Origin of the sequence: Pseudomonas sp. Nvir, from assembly GCF_963778085.1 — a bacterium.
GTDB lineage: Bacteria > Pseudomonadota > Gammaproteobacteria > Pseudomonadales > Pseudomonadaceae > Aquipseudomonas > Aquipseudomonas juntendi.
The window spans coordinates 3003091-3019850 of the sequence record NZ_OY970405.1 but is presented as its reverse complement, the minus strand read 5'-3'; the positions used below and the strand labels follow the sequence as shown (position 1 = coordinate 3019850).

The 16760-nt window shown below is 64.2% G+C and carries 18 protein-coding genes and 1 riboswitch; of the genes, 12 read left to right on the top strand and 6 right to left on the bottom strand.

What is annotated here, in order from left to right:
- Positions 1-7: 7 nt before the first annotated feature.
- Both AACG97_RS14540 and AACG97_RS14535 read right to left on the bottom strand, forming a co-directional pair.
- The gene (locus tag AACG97_RS14540) at positions 8-196 is read right to left on the bottom strand and encodes a CbtB domain-containing protein (protein WP_009682288.1); all 189 of its coding nucleotides are present in this window, start codon (positions 194-196) and stop codon (positions 8-10) included.
- A 93-nt stretch (positions 197-289) separates the two neighbouring features.
- A riboswitch (cobalamin riboswitch) is annotated at positions 290-512 on the bottom strand.
- 71 nt (positions 513-583) lie between these two features.
- Positions 584-1063: a GNAT family N-acetyltransferase gene (locus AACG97_RS14535; protein WP_029885123.1), complete on the bottom strand. Its 480-nt coding sequence runs from the start codon at positions 1061-1063 to the stop codon at positions 584-586.
- 123 nt (positions 1064-1186) lie between these two features.
- Here AACG97_RS14535 and AACG97_RS14530 point away from each other — a divergent pair, with 123 nt between their 5' ends.
- The 4 genes from AACG97_RS14530 (at position 1187) to AACG97_RS14515 (ending at position 4178) form a co-directional block, all read left to right on the top strand.
- Positions 1187-1816 (top strand): LysE family translocator, encoded by a 630-nt coding sequence (locus AACG97_RS14530; RefSeq protein ID WP_009682286.1) that lies wholly within the window; start codon positions 1187-1189, stop codon positions 1814-1816.
- A gap of 21 nt (positions 1817-1837) precedes the next feature.
- On the top strand, positions 1838-2710 hold the full coding sequence (locus AACG97_RS14525) for an alpha/beta fold hydrolase (protein ID WP_029885121.1): 873 nt from the start codon (positions 1838-1840) through the stop codon (positions 2708-2710).
- A gap of 96 nt (positions 2711-2806) precedes the next feature.
- Positions 2807-3673, top strand: a complete 867-nt coding sequence (locus tag AACG97_RS14520; protein ID WP_225786395.1) for a pirin family protein — start codon at positions 2807-2809, stop codon at positions 3671-3673.
- Positions 3674-3917: 244 nt separating this feature from the next.
- Positions 3918-4178 carry a DUF1652 domain-containing protein gene (locus tag AACG97_RS14515; RefSeq protein WP_033690293.1) on the top strand — a complete coding sequence of 87 codons (261 nt, stop codon included), beginning with the start codon at positions 3918-3920 and terminating at the stop codon, positions 4176-4178.
- Between the two features lie 74 nt (positions 4179-4252).
- Here the strand turns inward: AACG97_RS14515 and AACG97_RS14510 are convergent, their stop codons facing one another.
- Positions 4253-4540, bottom strand: a complete 288-nt coding sequence (locus tag AACG97_RS14510) for a hypothetical protein (protein WP_029885118.1) — start codon at positions 4538-4540, stop codon at positions 4253-4255.
- Between the two features lie 150 nt (positions 4541-4690).
- Positions 4691-5338, bottom strand: coding sequence for a DNA oxidative demethylase AlkB (gene alkB, locus AACG97_RS14505; protein ID WP_009682281.1), 648 nt, complete (start codon positions 5336-5338; stop codon positions 4691-4693).
- Positions 5339-5559: 221 nt separating this feature from the next.
- Between alkB and AACG97_RS14500 the strand changes: the two genes are divergently transcribed.
- The 8 genes from AACG97_RS14500 (at position 5560) to AACG97_RS14465 (ending at position 14649) form a co-directional block, all read left to right on the top strand.
- On the top strand, positions 5560-6300 hold the full coding sequence (locus AACG97_RS14500; RefSeq protein WP_009682280.1) for a gluconate 2-dehydrogenase subunit 3 family protein: 741 nt from the start codon (positions 5560-5562) through the stop codon (positions 6298-6300).
- A gap of 3 nt (positions 6301-6303) precedes the next feature.
- Positions 6304-8088: a GMC family oxidoreductase gene (locus AACG97_RS14495; protein WP_115294320.1), complete on the top strand. Its 1785-nt coding sequence runs from the start codon at positions 6304-6306 to the stop codon at positions 8086-8088.
- A gap of 12 nt (positions 8089-8100) precedes the next feature.
- Positions 8101-9348, top strand: a complete 1248-nt coding sequence (locus AACG97_RS14490) for a cytochrome c (protein WP_009682278.1) — start codon at positions 8101-8103, stop codon at positions 9346-9348.
- Between the two features lie 166 nt (positions 9349-9514).
- Positions 9515-10534 carry a LacI family DNA-binding transcriptional regulator gene (locus AACG97_RS14485; RefSeq protein WP_115294321.1) on the top strand — a complete coding sequence of 340 codons (1020 nt, stop codon included), beginning with the start codon at positions 9515-9517 and terminating at the stop codon, positions 10532-10534.
- Between the two features lie 67 nt (positions 10535-10601).
- Positions 10602-11381, top strand: coding sequence for a sugar phosphate isomerase/epimerase family protein (locus AACG97_RS14480; protein WP_115294322.1), 780 nt, complete (start codon positions 10602-10604; stop codon positions 11379-11381).
- Positions 11374-12324 (top strand): sugar kinase, encoded by a 951-nt coding sequence (locus tag AACG97_RS14475; protein ID WP_197885878.1) that lies wholly within the window; start codon positions 11374-11376, stop codon positions 12322-12324. Before AACG97_RS14480 ends, AACG97_RS14475 begins: the two co-directional genes overlap by 8 nt.
- 58 nt (positions 12325-12382) lie before the next feature.
- The gene (locus tag AACG97_RS14470; RefSeq protein WP_009682274.1) at positions 12383-13675 is read left to right on the top strand and encodes an MFS transporter; all 1293 of its coding nucleotides are present in this window, start codon (positions 12383-12385) and stop codon (positions 13673-13675) included.
- Positions 13676-13686: 11 nt separating this feature from the next.
- Positions 13687-14649, top strand: coding sequence for a 2-hydroxyacid dehydrogenase (locus tag AACG97_RS14465; RefSeq protein WP_029885111.1), 963 nt, complete (start codon positions 13687-13689; stop codon positions 14647-14649).
- A 33-nt stretch (positions 14650-14682) separates the two neighbouring features.
- Here the strand turns inward: AACG97_RS14465 and AACG97_RS14460 are convergent, their stop codons facing one another.
- A complete protein-coding gene (locus AACG97_RS14460) occupies positions 14683-15639 on the bottom strand; it encodes an endonuclease (protein WP_029885110.1) in 957 nt (318 codons plus the stop codon).
- A gap of 97 nt (positions 15640-15736) precedes the next feature.
- Positions 15737-16732 (bottom strand): aldo/keto reductase, encoded by a 996-nt coding sequence (locus AACG97_RS14455; protein WP_009682271.1) that lies wholly within the window; start codon positions 16730-16732, stop codon positions 15737-15739.
- Positions 16733-16760 lie beyond the last annotated feature (28 nt).

Here is a 16760-nt window from a genome sequence, read left to right as displayed (position 1 = left end):
GGCGTACTCAGTGGCAGGGGAAGGCGGCGCTGTGGCGGGTGTCGTGGGCGGCGTTATGCACCGCCTCGATGTGCGAGAACCCGGCGAAGTAGACCAGGCACAGGCCCAGCAAGCTGGCACCGACGGCAATGATGACGCGCTGGCTGAGGGTAGCGGGGGTGGCAAGGCTGTGTGGCTTGGTGCTGGCGACGGGCATGACGCGTTCCTCTGCTTTTTGTGGGCAATGGGCAGGCGCGGCAGCCCCGGGCGCGGTTACCCAGGGGAATGCAACAGCGCCCGCCCACCGCGGGTTGTTCATGAACGCCAGGCCGGTCTCCGGGCTTGCGAGGAGGAGCAGGGCTCCTGGCAAGCGTCACCTTCCCATGCCGCACTACATGGCACAGTGGTACAGACGCTTCGCTCGCTTACCGTTGCGGGGGCAGCACCGGCATTGTCGGGCCCTGGTCAGGGCCTGCGACGCACCGGTTTCCCGTTTCACCCCATGAAGGGGCACCTGAACGTGAGGCGTAAGGAGAGCATGGGGCGGCCCTGGCGTCAATTACCCGGTGGGCTGCGCATGTGCCTGGGCCGGGTGGAGCAACCGTTAGCCCCGCGCGAATGCCGCCAGCTTGTCCCCGTCCAGGCGGTAGCGTACCCACTCATCCTGGGCCTCGGCGCCCAGCTTCTGATAAAAGCCGATTGCCGGCTCGTTCCAGTCCAGCACGCTCCACTCCAGGCGCCCACAGTTGTTGGCCACCGCCTCGCGGGCGATGTGCTGCAGCAACTGGCGGCCAGCCCCGTCACCGCGCTGTTCGGGGGTGATGTACAGGTCTTCCAGGTAGATGCCGTTGCGCCCCAGCCAGGTGGAGTAGCTGTAGAAATACACGGCAAAGCCGATCGCCTGGCCATCGCGTTCGCAGATCAGGCTGTGCACGGTACTGCCTGCACCGAACAGGCTGTGCTCGATATCGGCCAGGGTCGCGACCACCTCGTGGCGCGCGCGCTCGTACTCGGCCAGCTCGGTGATGAAGTTGAGGATCTGCGCGGCATCGGCAGGCGCGGCAGGGCGAATGGAAAGGCTCATGAGACGGTTTCCTTGATCCAGGATGGCAGTACAGTGAAGTGTATCTGCATAATTTGTTTTAACTGTATTGGTCGCCGAGGAGGACGACTCCGGTAGTGTGGCAGCACCCTCAATGAAAGTGGAATGCCCGCCATGCTTGCCTCTGTCGACCTGCTGAGCGCCTTCGTGCTGTTCGCCTTTGTATCTTCGATCACGCCAGGTCCAAACAACACCATGCTGCTGGCCTCGGGCGTGAACTTCGGCGTGCGCCGCTCGGTACCCCATGCCCTGGGTATCAGTTGCGGTTTCATGGTCATGGTGCTGGCGGTCGGCCTGGGCCTGGGTGAAGTCTTCAAGGCCTGGCCGCCGCTGTACACGGTATTGCGCTACACAGGCGCGGCCTACTTGCTGTACCTGGCCTGGAAAATTGCCACTTCCGGGCCTGTGGATGCTGCCTCGCCTGGCGCGCGCAAGCCGCTGGGCTTCTGGGGCGCAGCCGCATTCCAATGGGTCAACCCCAAGGCCTGGGTAATGGCAGTGGGGGCCATTACCACCTACACCCCGGCGCAAGGCTACGTGACCAATGTAATGGTCATTGCCGCAGTGTTCGCGTTGGTCAACCTGCCGAGCGTGGGCGTGTGGGTGATGTTCGGCAGCGCCTTGCGCAACCTGCTGCAGAACCCGCGCTGGCTGATGCTGTTCAATGTCCTGATGGCCCTGCTGCTGGTGATTTCACTGTACCCGCTGCTATTTGTAGAATCGGTGTTTCCCTAGCATTGCGAGTGCCGTAAACCCATGCAGTTGATTCCCTGGTCCCATGAATGCGCCGAAGGCTTCACCTTGCGTGGTTGGCGAACCCCGGCCAGCGGCAAGCCACTGCTGCATTTCTTGCATGGCAACGGTTTTTGCTGTTTGGCCTACCAGCCGTTGCTGATGCGCCTGGGTGAACACTTCGACCTGTGGCTATGTGATGTGCAAGGGCACGGTGACAGTGACCATGGCGGGGCGTTTCTGGGTTGGAACCGTACGGCGGCGCTGGCCGTGGAGGCCTTCGAAGCGGGCCGTGGCGAATACGGCGAGGTGGCCCGGTTTGCCGTGGGCCACAGCTTCGGCGGCGTGTTGACCGGGCTGATGTTGGCCAGTGACCCGCAGTTGTTCGGCCGTGCTGTGCTGCTCGATCCGGTGTTGTTCAGCCGCCGAATGCTCGGCGTGATGGGCGCCGCGGCGCTGGTTGGCCTGCACCAGCGTCATGCCTTGGCGCGCAAAGCCGCCAGCCGCCGCAGCCATTGGCCTGATCGCACAGCGGCGCTGGCTTCGCTGCAGGGCCGGGGCATCTTCAAAGGCTGGGCCGATGCGGCGTTGCAGGCGTATGTCGAGCATGCCATCGGCGATTGCGGCGAGGCCGTGGTGCTCAAGTGCCGACCCAGCCGCGAAGTGGAAATCTTCAGCTCGTTCCCCAAGCGCATGTGGGCCAGCCTGTGTGCAATCAATACCCCGACCCACGTGATCTATGGCAAGCACACCTATCCGTTCGTGCCACGCTCGGTGCAGCGCTTGGTGTCGCTGAATGCCAGCATCAGTGCGCAGGAGGTCGCCGGTGGGCACTGCTTCATGCAGGAAGACCCGGCGATGGCAGCCGAGCAGGTGCTGGCTTTCTTGCAGCGGTGATTGTTCTGTAGGTGGAACGATGTGGGCCGTTAAAGCCCTCTACCGGCAGATTGTCATCATTGATAAGGTGATCCAAACCGAAACAGGAGCCTTCTCATGAAAACCATTCTGGGTATCCACCACAGCCCCCACGCCCATTGGGTGGGTGATGGCTTCCCGGTCCGCAGCCTGTTCACCTATGACCACCTGGCCAGCCATATCAGCCCGTTCCTGCTGCTGGACTATGCCGGCCCGCATGCGTTCACCCCAACCCAGGCTCGGCGCGGCGTTGGCCAGCACCCGCACCGTGGTTTCGAGACAGTGACCATTGTTTACCAGGGCGAGCTGGAGCACCGCGATTCCACGGGTGCCGGCGGCCTGATCGGGCCGGGCGATGTGCAATGGATGACCGCCGCCAACGGCATCATCCATGAAGAATTCCATTCGCCAGCCTTTGCCGAGCGGGGCGGCATGCTGGAGATGGTGCAGCTGTGGGTCAACCTGCCGGCTCGCGACAAACGTGCGGCGGCGGGCTACCAGACGCTGCTGGCCAGCGATATCCCGGTGGTAGCGCTGGCTAACCAGGCCGGCAGTGTGCGGGTGATAGCCGGGGATTACCAAGGCCACCAGGGGCCGGCGCGCACTTTCACGGCCATGGACGTCTGGGACCTGCGCCTGAACAATGGCGCTGCCTTGGCGTTGCCGGTGGCCGCCGGGCGCAACGCGGCGCTGGTGGTATTGCGCGGTCGCGTGCGGGTCAATGGTGAGCGCGAAGCCGGGCCGTCCAGCCTGGTGCTGTTCGACCGCGAGCAGGCGGATGTACGGGTCGAAGCGCTCGAAGGTGCCAGCGTGTTGCTGCTGAGCGGTGAGCCTATCGACGAGCCGATCGTGGGTTACGGCCCGTTCGTGATGAACAGCCAGGCGGAGATTGCCGAGTCGTTCGACGACTTCCACGCCGGGCGGTTTGGCCAGTTGCAGCAGTAGAAGGGCATGGGGCTGGTGCCGGCCTCCACCGAAGCCCTGCGTAACCATTCGTCGTGAAGTCCGTTGCTGCGACCGAACACCCGATCCCTGCAGGCGATCTTCCACTAAGGTGCTAGAGGATTCCCCGCATCATCATTGCCCCGGCGCATGGACGCCCGCCGCGGCATGCGCATTATCAATTGGCACCCAGCCCCACGAGGGCGTACTTCCTCACAACAGGCCATCCCACCGAGAGGGTCGTACCATGTCGTTGATAGGAGTTTCCATGCTCGAGCTGCGGCAGTTGATCGAGCATGCTTGCCTGCCAGATCGCTGTGAAATCAGCTGTACCGATGGTGCCAACCTGACCATCCGGCTCGGTCAGGGCCAGAGCCTCGATGAGTGCTGCACCCTCAGCGGGGTGCCATTGCGCAGCCTCAACAGCTGCCGCGATGTGCTGAACCTGGTGGAGCAATTGCATACCCTGCGTGACCGCCCGCCTGCACCGCTCAAGTCCATCGCCTGATGCGAGTGCGCGAACCCCGCCCAGCCCTTGGCTGGCGGGGGAAGGGCTGCGCGCAGCCGCCAGCCGTAGATCGCCTACTGCAGTTCCACCAGCAGGTTCAACCCGCCATCGCCACACTTGCCCTTGTCGCGAACGACCCCATGGTAGCTGCGACCGTCCCACATGAACGCCACGCTATGGGCACGCTCGACCTTGTGCGGGAGCGGTGGGCAGATGTGTACACGCAGGGCCGCGCGGCCCTGCAGATTCAAGGGCGCAAGTTGGCACTGGCATTCCACGGACTGCGCAACCGGCCCGAACAGGGTATCGCGAACGTAGTCCAGTTGCAGTGAGGCATTGGGTGCACGGCCGGGCATCCTCATAGGGATTCGACTCGTTGATTACGGCAAGGGCGGCAGGTCTGGCAAGGCATGACGGACTCCTGGCGGGCAGCACTGTAATTATGCTCTGAACCTTGGGGTGGCCAGTCGTTCAACCTGTTTCATGCCTGTGTGGCACAGGCCCGACAAAGCCTAGCCGCCCGCCTTGCGCAAGGTGAGGTTGATGCGCCGCTCGCCCATGCGCGGGTGCACGCCGGGCTTGATCGGCAGTACGCCATGAAAGCGCAGGCGGTCTTCGCCGCCCCACACCAGCACATCGCCGTGGCTGAGGGCTATGCGCTGGGTTTTGTCGGCCCGCTGCAACCCGCCGAACAGGAACACCGCCGGCAGGCCCAGCGACAGTGAAACGATCGGTTGGCCGAAATCGTGCTCGTCACGGTCCTGGTGCAGGCTCAAACGTGTGCCCGGCAGGTAGTGGTTGATCAGGCAGGCGTCCGGGGTGAAACCGTCGAAACCGGCCATGGCGGCAGCGCGGTTGGCCAGGGTGAGCAATATCGGCGGCAAGGCAGGCCAGGGCTGGCCGGTCAGCGGGTCCGAACGGCTGTAGCGGTAACCCTGTGCATCACTGACCCAGCCAAGTGTGCCGCAATTGCTCAGCGCCACCGCCATGCGCAGCCCGCCGGGCGTGTGCATGTGCCGAAACGGTGCGGCACGCAGTACCGGGCGCAACGCGTCGAGCAGTGGTTCGACATCGCCCAAGGCAAACCTGGGCAACAGCACGGTTTCGCTTGCCAGGCGTTGTGGCTGAGGGCCGAACAGGTCGAGGTCGGACTGAATCATGGCCTGGTTATCGAATGGGGTAGGCCCATTGTACTGGGCTTCGTCGCCCAGGCCTATGCGCGGCTCAATACCCGTGGTCGCAATGTCAAGATTGAAACCGGTTTCAAAAGATTTCTGAACGCGCTAGATTACTCGGCTGTCTTTTTGAAGGCCCAACAAGACCCGCCCGCACAACACCAGATGGCGCTTATAAGGCCGCCCGCAGCCGATGAGGATTCACCATGCCCGAGCATGCTCCCGACAACCCGCGCAGGGACTTTCTGCGCAAGACCTTGACCTTGATCCCCGTGGTGACCGTCGCCAGCACCGGGCTCGGGGCAGGTGCCAGCCAGCTGCTGGCCGCGCCGCAGCAGGAACCGAAGGTGCCGGCAGCGCCACCGGCGGGCACGTACCAGCCAACCTTCTTCAGTGCCGAGGAATGGGCCTTCGTGCAGGCCGCCGTAGCGCGCATCATCCCTGCCGATGCCCTCGGGCCCGGTGCGCTTGAAGCCGGGGCCGCCGAGTTCATAGACCGGCAGATGAATACCCCCTACGCGACCGGGGCCCAGTGGTACATGCAAGGCCCGTTCAACGCCGACGCCCCACCCGAACTGGGCTATCAACTGCAGTTGAACCCGCAGCAGATCTACCGCCTGGGCATCGCCGCAGTGGATGGCTGGTGCAAGGCCAACAGTGGGCAAGTGTTCGCTGCCCAAGACAGCGCTACCCAGGACCGGATACTCGGCAAGGTCGAGGCGGGTGAGCTGGCATTCGAGGCAGTACCGGCCACGGTATTCTTCAGCCTGCTGGTGCAGAACACCCGTGAGGGGTTCTTCTGTGACCCGATTCATGGCGGCAACAAGGGCATGGTCGGCTGGACCCAGATCGGCTTCCCGGGCGCGCGCGCCGACTTCATGGACTGGGTGGAGCGCAACGAGCCGTACCCGTTCCCGGCTGTATCGATCCGCGGCGAGAGGGCCTGAGGCATGGCGACTGTTTTGAAAAAGGTGGATGCCGTCATTGTCGGTTTTGGCTGGTCGGGTGCGATCATGGCCAAGGAGTTGACCGAAGCCGGCCTGCAGGTGGTGGCCCTGGAGCGCGGGCCGATGCAGGACACCTACCCGGAGGGTAGCTACCCGCAGGTAATCGACGAGCTCACCTACAGCGTGCGCAAGAAGCTGTTCGTCGACGTGTCGAAAGAAACCGTCACCATTCGCCATAGCGTGAACGACGTGGCACTGCCCAACCGCCAACTGGGCGCCTTCCTGCCTGGCAAGGGCGTGGGTGGGGCAGGCTTGCACTGGTCGGGTGTGCATTTCCGGGTAGACCCGGTCGAGTTGCGCCTGCGCAGCCATTACGAGGAGCGCTACGGGCGCAAGTTCATCCCCGAGGGCATGACGATCCAGGACTTCGGCGTCAGCTACGAAGAGCTGGAACCGTATTTCGACTTTGCCGAGAAAGTGTTCGGCACCTCTGGCCAGGCCTGGACGGTCAAGGGCCAGCTGGTAGGTGAGGGGCGGGGTGGCAACCCTTATGCACCCGACCGTTCCAACCCGTTCCCGCTGCCGGCGCAGAAGAACGTGGTGTCGGCCAGGCTGTTCGAAAAGGCCGCCAGCAGCCTGGGCTACAAGCCCTACAACCTGCCTTCGGCCAACACGTCAGGGCCTTACACCAACCCCTACGGCGCGCAGATGGGGCCGTGCAACTTCTGTGGTTTCTGCAGCGGCTACGTGTGCTACATGTATTCCAAGGCATCGCCGAATGTGAATATTCTGCCAGCGCTGCGCCAAGTGCCGAATTTCGAGTTGCGGGCCAACGCCCATGTGCTGCGGGTGAACCTGGACGACAGCAAGCGCAAGGCTACCGGCGTGACCTACATCGACGCCCAGGGGCGCGAGGTGGAGCAGCCGGCCGACCTGGTGATCCTGGCGGCGTTCCAGTTCAACAACGTGCGCTTGATGCTGCTTTCCGGTATCGGCAAACCCTACGACCCGGTGAGCAACGAGGGTGTGGTCGGGCGCAACTTTGCCTACCAGAACATGGGCACGGTCAAGGCGTTCTTCGACAAGGACACCTACACCAACAACTTCATCGGCGCCGGTGGCAATGGCATTGCCATCGATGACTTCAACGCCGACAACTTCGACCATGGCCCGCATGGCTTCGTCGGTGGCTCGCCAATGTGGGTGAACCAGGCTGGCAGCCGGCCCATCGCCGGTACTGCCAACCCGCCTGGCACCCCGGCCTGGGGCAGCGCCTGGAAGAAGGCCACGGCCGACTATTACACCCATCAGGTGTCGATGGACGCCCACGGCGCCCACCAGTCCTACCGTGGCAATTACCTGGACCTGGACCCGACCTACCGGGACGCCTACGGCCAGCCACTGCTGCGCATGACCTTCGACTGGCAGGAAAACGACATCAAGATGAACCAGTTCATGGTCGACAAGCTGAGCAAGATTGCCCAGGCGATGAACCCCAAGGCCATTGCCGTGCTGGGCAAGAAGGTCAAGGACCACTTCAACACCGCCAGCTACCAGACCACCCACCTGAACGGCGGCGCGATAATGGGCACCGACCCGACAACCAGCGCGCTCAACCGTTACCTGCAGTGCTGGGATGTACACAATGTGTTCGTTCCGGGGGCATCTGCATTCCCCCAGGGGCTGGGTTACAACCCCACCGGGCTGGTGGCGGCGCTGACCTACTGGTCGGCTCGGGCCATTCGTGAGCAGTACCTGAAAAACCCCGGCCCGCTGGTCCAGGCTTGAGGAGCGATGAGCATGAAGACAATGTTGATCGCAACCCTGCTACTGGGCGCCGGCGTGGCTGGCCAGGCCGTTGCCGCTGAGGATGCGCAGGTGCGCCAGGGTGAATACCTGGCCCGCGCCGGTGACTGTGTGGCCTGCCACACCGCCAAGGGGGGCAAGCCCTTCGCCGGTGGCCTACCGATGCAAACACCTATCGGCACGGTGTACTCCACCAATATCACCCCGTCCGCCAGTGGCATTGGCCATTACAGCTTCGAAGACTTCGACCAGGCTGTACGCAAAGGCATCGGCAAGGACGGCAGCACCCTGTACCCGGCCATGCCATACCCTTCGTACGCGCGGATCACCGAGCAGGACATGCAGGCGCTGTACGCCTATTTCATGAAGGGCGTCGAGCCGGTGGAGCAGCCCAACCAGGCTACCGATATTCCCTGGCCGCTGAGCATGCGTTGGCCGTTGGCCATCTGGCGTGGCCTGTTCGCGCCTGCGGCAACGCCCTGGCAAGCCTCGGCAGCGGCTGACCCGGTGGTCGACCGTGGCGCGTACCTGGTCGAAGGCCTGGGGCATTGCGGTGCCTGCCACACCCCGCGGGCGCTGACCATGCAGGAAAAGGCGCTGAGCCCGGCCGAGGGCAAGCAGTTCCTTGCCGGCAGCGCGCCATTGGAGGGCTGGATCGCCAAGAACCTGCGCGGCGATCACAAGGACGGCCTGGGCAGTTGGAGCGAAGCCGAGCTGGTGCAGTTTCTCAAGACCGGGCGCAGTGACCGCAGTGCGGTGTTCGGCGGCATGAGCGACGTGGTCGAGCACAGCATGCAATACATGACCGATGCCGACCTGACGGCAATTGCCCGTTACCTGAAGACCCTGCCGCCCAGCGACCCGAACGACCAGCCGCATGTCTACGACAAGCAGGTGGCCGATGCCCTGTGGCGCGGTGACGACAGCAAGCCTGGCGCCGCGGTGTACATCGACAACTGTGCCGCTTGCCACCGAACCGATGGCCAGGGCTACACCCGTGTGTTCCCGGCCCTGGCCGGCAACCCGGTGGTGCAGACGGCGGACGCCACCTCGCTGATCCATGTGGTGCTGGCAGGCGGTACGGTGCCGGCGACGCACACCGCACCGTCGAACTTCACCATGCCAGCGTTTGGCTGGCGCCTGAGCGACCAGGAAGTTGCCGAGGTGGTGAACTTCATCAGGACCAGCTGGGGTAACCAGGCGGGGGCGGTTACCGCCGGGGATGTGAAGGCATTGCGCTGAGAGGGGGTTGCCTCAGGTTCGGCGGAGGCATTGTGTCGCCGAACCTGGCCTTGCCCGGCTGGCCAGCCCGGTCGCTTCGGCCGACCAACGGCATATTGACGAAAGCACCAAGTTTTGGTGTATTGAAACCGGTTTCATCGTCCACCTAATAATCATAAGGACACCCATGACCGACGCGCCTGCCCATGCCCGCGAACGGGTCACCATCAGCGAAGTCGCGCGAGTCGCTGGCGTTTCCAAAGCCACCGTCTCACGCTACATCGGTGGCGATCGCCAGTTGCTGGCCGACGCCACCGCCAAGCGCCTGGCCGAGGTCATCGAACGCCTTGGCTACCGCCCCAACCAAATGGCCCGTGGCCTCAAGCGCGGGCAGACGCGCCTGATCGGCATGCTGGTTGCCGATATTCTCAACCCCTATTCCGTAGCCGTGATGCATGGCGTGGAAACCGCCTGCCGCCAGCATGGCTACAGCCTGGTGGTGTGCAACACCAACCGTGACGACGACCAGGAGCGCCACCACCTGGTCGCCCTGCAGAGCTACAACGTCGAAGGCCTGATCGTGAACACGCTGGGGCACCACCCTGGCGAACTGCTCAACCTCCAGCGCGACCTGCCCATGGTGCTGGTCGACCGTCAACTCCCTGAACTGAATGCCGACTTGGTCGGCCTGGATAATGCCGACGCCGTCGAGCAGGCCCTGGACCACCTGCAGGCACGCGGCTACCGGGATATCCTGGCGGTCAGCGAGCCGCTCGATGGCACCAGCTCGCGCCTGGAGCGGGTGCAGGCGTTCGGGGCCTCGGTCAGCCGCCGCCCCGGCATGCGCCAGCAGGTGCTGGAAACCGGCGCTGGCCTGGCAGGGCGGTTGGCCGAGTTCCTGGCTGACCGCAGTCATGGCCCGCAAGCCATTTTTACCTGCAACGGTGTTGCCACCCTGGCCGTGACCCGTGCCCTGCATGACGCCGGGTGCAATCTGTTTGCCGATGTCGGCCTGGTCGCACTCGACGATCTTGACTGGTACCCCCTGGTCGGCACTGGCATCACGGCATTGGCCCAGCCTACCGAACGCATCGGCGTAGCAGCCTTCGAAAGCCTGCTCGGCCGGCTTCGCGGCGATGGCGCAGCGGCACGACGCATCGAATTCAAGGCCAACCTGGTCATCCGCGGCTCGACCCGACCCCAGTAAGCAACGGCAGGCCTTGTGCCTGACGCTGCCGTATAAAAATGAAACCGGTTTCAAAAGGATAAAAACAATGTACCCGAACCCCGTTTCCATCAGCCTCTCCAGCTATGGCGCCGACTTTGTCCGGCAACGTGGCCAGGAGCAGTTTCTCGACCTTTTGGCCGCCGCAGGCGTCAGCCGGGTGGAGTTGCGTGAAGAATTGTTCGCCAGCGCACCCGATGCCGCGGCACTGGGTGCCGTGATTGCCGGGTTGGGCATGGAGTGCCTGTATTCGACCCCTCTGGAGCTGTGGACGGCGCAGGGCGTGCCCGACCCTTCGCTGGTGCACAAACTGGACACCGCGCGGGCGTTGGGCGCGGTGGCGCTGAAAGTGTCCCTAGGCCATTTCGATGAACACTGCGACCTTTCGGCCTTGGCGGCGCTGCTGCCAGCGCAGGGGCCGTTGCTGTTGGTGGAAAACGACCAGACCCCGCAAGGCGGCAGAATCGAGCCCCTGCAGCGCTTCTTCGAGCAGGCCGATGCATGCGGCCTGAACCTGGGCATGACGTTCGATATCGGTAATTGGCACTGGCAGGGCGAGGTGGCGTTGCACGCTGCCCGGCAACTTGGCCGGTGGGTGCGCTATGTGCATTGCAAGGGCGTACAGCGCCGTGCCGACGGCCGCCTGGTCGCCGTGCCGCCGCAAGCATCAGACCTGCGCGCCTGGGCCGAGCAACTGGCCGAATTCGCCCCTGGGGTGGTACGCGCCGTCGAGTACCCCCTGGCCGGCGACGACCTGTTGGCCCTGACCCGGGCCCAGGTGCACAGCCTGTCGCTGCTGGGTGCTGACCAGGAGGTGGCCCATGCATGAGCATGACGTGCTGTGCTTTGGCGAAACCATGGCCATGTTCGTCGCCGAGCACTGCGGCGACCTGGCCAGTGTCGGGCAGTTCGGCAAGCGTATCGCCGGCGCGGACAGTAACGTGGCCATCGGCCTTGCACGGCTGGGCTTCAAGGTACGCTGGCTGAGCCGGGTAGGTGACGACTCGCTGGGGCGCTTCGTGCTCGACAGCCTGCGCCGTGAAGGCCTCGACTGTTCGGCGGTGGAAGTGGATGGCCACTGCGCCACCGGCTTCCAGCTCAAGGCCCGTTGCGATGATGGCAGCGACCCCGCGGTCGAGTACTTCCGCCGGGGGTCGGCAGCCAGCCGGCTGTCGCCTGCGCTGCTGCAACCTGGCTTGCTGCAAGCGCGCCACCTGCATGCCACGGGCATCCCGCCGGCGCTGTCGGAAAGCTGCCGGGCACTGTCGCACGGGCTCCTCGACGCCATGCGTGCAGCCGGGCGCAGCATCTCGTTCGACCCCAACCTGCGGCCCTCGCTATGGCCGGACCAGGCCAGCATGGTGCGCGAAATCAATGCCCTGGCGAGCAAAGCCGACTGGGTCTTGCCTGGCCTGGAAGAGGGCCGCCTGCTGACGGGCCAGCACAGCCCCGCCGATATCGCAGCGTTCTACCTCGACCAAGGCGTGGAACTGGTGGTGATCAAGCTGGGCGACGCCGGGGCCTACTGGCGCAGTGGCAACGGCGAGGGCCAGGTCGCCCCTGTAGCCGTCAGCCGAGTCGTGGACACCGTCGGCGCCGGTGATGCGTTCGCCGTGGGCGTGCTCAGCGCACTGCTCGAGGGGCGCCCAGTGGGAGAGGCGGTGGCGCGAGGCAACTGGTGCGGCAGCCGCGCCGTGCAATCGCGCGGCGACATGGAAGGGCTGCCGCTGCGTCACGAACTGGAGGCCTACGACCTGCGCAGAAGTGCCTGAATGCTTTAACCGGAATCACCTGTTGCCACAAAAACAACAAGCTCAGGAGTCACAGACCATGCAAAGCCAAAAACTGGCACCGCGTCGCTGGTGGTACATCATCCCGATCGTGTTCTTCACCTACAGCCTGGCTTATCTGGACCGCGCCAACTACGGCTTCGCCGCCGCCTCGGGCATGGCCGAAGACCTGCACATCACGCCCGTGCTGTCGTCCTTGCTGGGGGCGTTGTTCTTCCTTGGCTACTTCTTCTTCCAGGTACCTGGGGCCATCTACGCTGAAAAACGCAGCGTGAAGAAGCTGATATTCGTCTGCCTGATCCTCTGGGGCGGTTTGGCCACGCTTACCGGGATGGTCAGCAATGTCTACATGCTGATCGGCATCCGCTTCCTGCTGGGCGTGGTCGAGGCCGCAGTGATGCCCGCCATGCTGGTGTACTTGTGCCACTGGTTCACCCGTGCCGAGCGCTCCCGCGCCAACACCTTCCTGATGCTGGGCAACCCGGTCACCATCCTGTGGATGTCGGTGGTGTCGGGTTACCTGATCAAGCATTACGACTGGCGCTGGATGTTCATCATCGAGGGCCTGCCGGCGGTGATCTGGGCGTTCTTCTGGTGGCGCCTGGTGGATGACCGCCCAGCCCAGGTCAGCTGGCTGAGCGCCCAGGAAAAAGCAGACCTGCAACAGGCGCTGGCAGCCGAGCAGCAGGGCATCAAGCCGGTCAAGAACTACCGCGAGGCATTCCGCTCACCGCAGGTGATCATCCTGGCGCTGCAGTACTTCTGCTGGAGCATTGGCGTGTACGGCTTCGTGCTGTGGTTGCCGTCGATCCTCAAGCAGGCGGCCAACGTCGACATTGTGCAGGCCGGCTGGCTGGCCTCGGTGCCCTACCTGGCGGCGGTAGTGGCCATGGTGGGCGTGTCCTGGGCCTCTGACCGCGTGCAAAAGCGCAAGCGCTTCGTGTGGCCGCCGCTGCTGATCGCTGCCGTGGCGTTCTATGGCTCTTATGCCCTGGGCACCGATCACTTCTGGTGGTCGTACGCGCTGCTGGTGGTCGCTGGCGCCTGCATGTACGCGCCCTATGGCCCGTTCTTCGCCATCGTGCCCGAGATACTGCCGGCCAATGTCGCCGGGGGTGCCATGGCGCTGATCAACAGCATGGGGGCGCTGGGCTCTTTCGGCGGCTCCTGGCTGGTGGGCTACCTCAATGGCGCCACGGGTGGGCCTGGCGCCTCGTACCTGTTCATGTGCGGTGCGCTGCTGACTGCCGTGGCGCTGACGGCCGCCCTCAATACTTCCCAGACCTCCGGCCGGGCCAAACGCAATGGCACGCGCCTGGCGCTGAACCCTTAGGAATGACTGCAATGAAAAAACGAATCGTCTTGTACAAGCGCCTTTCCGATGACCTGATGGCGCGCCTGCACGCCCAGGTGGACGTGACCTGGGTGGACATTGCCCAGCCCGATGGCCTGGCGCGCCTGCGCGATGCCTTGCCAGGGGCGCACGGTTTGCTGGGCGCCAGCCTGCGCCTGGACGCCAGCCTGCTCGATTTGGCGCCGCAGCTGGAGGTTGTGTCCAGCGTTTCGGTCGGGGTGGACAACTACGACGTTGCGCAGCTCAGCCGCCGTGGCGTGATGCTGACCAATACCCCGGACGTGCTGACCGAAACCACGGCGGACACCGGTTTCGCCCTGATCCTGGCGACCGCCAGGCGGGTGGTGGAGCTGGCCAACTGGGTGCGTGAAGGCCATTGGCAGGCCAACCTGGGGCCGGCGCATTTTGGCTGTGATGTGCATGGCAAGACGCTGGGCATCGTCGGCATGGGCCGCATTGGCGAAGCGTTGGCCCGGCGTGCTGCCGCAGGCTTTGGCATGCGCGTGCTGTACCACAGCCAGCGCTCCAAGCCCGACGTGGAAGCACGCCACGCTGCGCGCCAGTGCAGCCTGGACGCGCTGTTGCAGCAAGCGGACTTCGTCTGCCTGACGGTACCGCTCAGTGCCAGTACTGAAGGGCTGATCGGTGCGCGTGAGCTGGGGTTGATGAAGCCCGAGGCGATTCTGGTGAACATTTCCCGCGGGCGGGTGGTGGACGAGGCTGCGCTGATCGACGCGTTGCGCGCCAGGCGTATCCGTGGTGCAGGGCTGGATGTGTTCGTGCAGGAGCCGTTGCCGATAGACTCGCCACTGCTGCAGTTGGACAACGTGGTAGCAACCCCGCACATCGGCTCTGCGACCCAGGAAACCCGCCAGGCCATGGCGCGCTGTGCAGTGGACAACCTGCTCAGCGCGCTGGCGGGCGAGCGGCCTGCGAACCTGGTAAACGGCTGATAGAAGGCGGCGCTGTGGCGCGCCCGCGCGCCGTCAGCGGCAGTTACCGGCCTTGCGGTAACCTGCCGCCTGCGCCTCACCTTCGTTGGCGAAACTGACCTGGTTCTTGGCCGCTACCTGGGTGTAGCCGGGGCAACCCACTGCCAGGTGGTAGACGTGGCTGTTGCGGTTGCCCAGCACCGAACCCGGCGCCCCGGCATTGGCCTGGCCCGGCTTGCCTGGTGCCTGGGCGGGCGCCGATTGCGCCACGCCAACCCCGCTGGGTTTGTAATCAGCCGTCCACTTGCGCTGGCCGCTGACGAAAGGGTTGGCATGCCCCATGATCGCGGCGATGCGGCGGTCGCGCTCCTTTTCCCACGCTGACACCGGGTACTGCTTGTCCCAGGCCATCAGCACTTGTTGCTGCTGGCGCGACATGTTCAGGCGATAGCGGTCGTACATGTAGAAGGTGGTACGGGCCACCAGGCCTTTGACTTCGTCACGGGGCTCGGCGGCGCGCTGGGCGAAATCCACCTTGGTGGTGCACTGGCCGTATTCGCCGGCGTTGCCGCTGACCATGCCGTAGTTGAAGTTGCTGCGGTCGCCATTGACCTCACCCACGGCCGGGTACAGGTTGAACAGGTCGGCCTCCATGGCGCGGAACACGGGGTCGCTGTCCACACAATGCTCGCGCCCACCGTTCTTCCAGCATTGGCGCTGGTTGCCGAAGGTATAGGCCGGCACGATGTGTTCCCATTCGGTGCGCTCGGCGCGATTTTGCTGCTTGCGCGTCTGATAGCCGCACGACGCCGCATCGACCCGCCCACCGGACTTGCCGACCCAGGTCCATTTGCAGCCGCAATACAGGTCGCCCATGGCGCTGCTGGCTTGGTCCAGGTACACCTTCTGCTTGGCCACGACCTTGGCCTCGGTGAAGGTGGCAGGGGGTGTGGCCCACGCTGGTAAGCTAAAGGAAAATAGTAGAGTTACGGCATAAAGCAGTGATTTCATGAGAGAAAATATTCAAATGCGAGGACGCGCATTGTAATACTTTCATCGTCATTGGCCAGCACACCGGGCATACCCGGCGTGCTGGCAAAGGCCCACGCTACTTGAAGCCTGCCACCGCGTGCGGGATATACGGCGCCTGCAGCCGTGCCACTTCATCGGCACTGAGCTGCACCGACAGCGCGGCCAGCGCATCATCCAGATGGGCGGGTTTGGAGGCGCCGACGATCGGTGCGCTTACGCCGTTTTTGCCCAACACCCATGCCAGCGCGACCTGGGCCATTGGCACCCCCCGTTCGCCGGCAATCTGCTCGACGACATCGATGACCCGGCCATCCTCGACCTCGGTATCTTTATAGAACGACTGCCCGGACAGGTCGCTACGGGTGCGGTCGGTCTGCTGGCCGTTGGGGCGCGTGAGGCGGCCGCGGGCCATCGGGCTCCAGGGCAACAAGCCCACGCCTTGGTCCAGGCACAGCGGGATCATCTCGCGTTCTTCTTCGCGGTACAGCAGGTTGAGGTGGTTCTGCATCGAAACGAAGCGGCTCCAGCCGTTGCTGGCCGCCACCTGCTGAGCCTTGGCGAACTGCCAGGCATACATCGACGAAGCGCCGATGTAGCGCGCTTTGCCAGCCTTGACCACATCGTGCAGGGCTTCCATGGTTTCCTCGATGGGCGTGTGGTAGTCCCAGCGGTGGATCTGGTACAGGTCCACATAGTCGGTGCCCAGGCGCGTGAGGCTGGCGTCGATACTGGCCATGATCGCCTTGCGGGACAAGCCCTGTTCATTGGGCCGGTGGGTGCCTTGCCCCATGTTCGGTGGGTAGAACACCTTGGTGGCGATGACCGTTTCTTCACGGCGTGTGAAGGCCTTCAGCAGTTTGCCGACGATCACTTCCGACGTGCCGGCAGAGTAGCTGTTGGCAGTGTCGAAGAAGTTGATGCCTTGCTCGACGGCATGGCGAATGATCGGCCGGCTGGCCTCTTCGCCCAAGGTCCAGGGGTGGGTGCCGGCATCCGGATCGCCGAACGTCATGCAACCCAGGCACAGCCTGGAAATATCCAGGCCGGTGCTACCCAGCTTTACGTATTGCATCGTGATCTCCTTGGAAGGGGAAGGGATG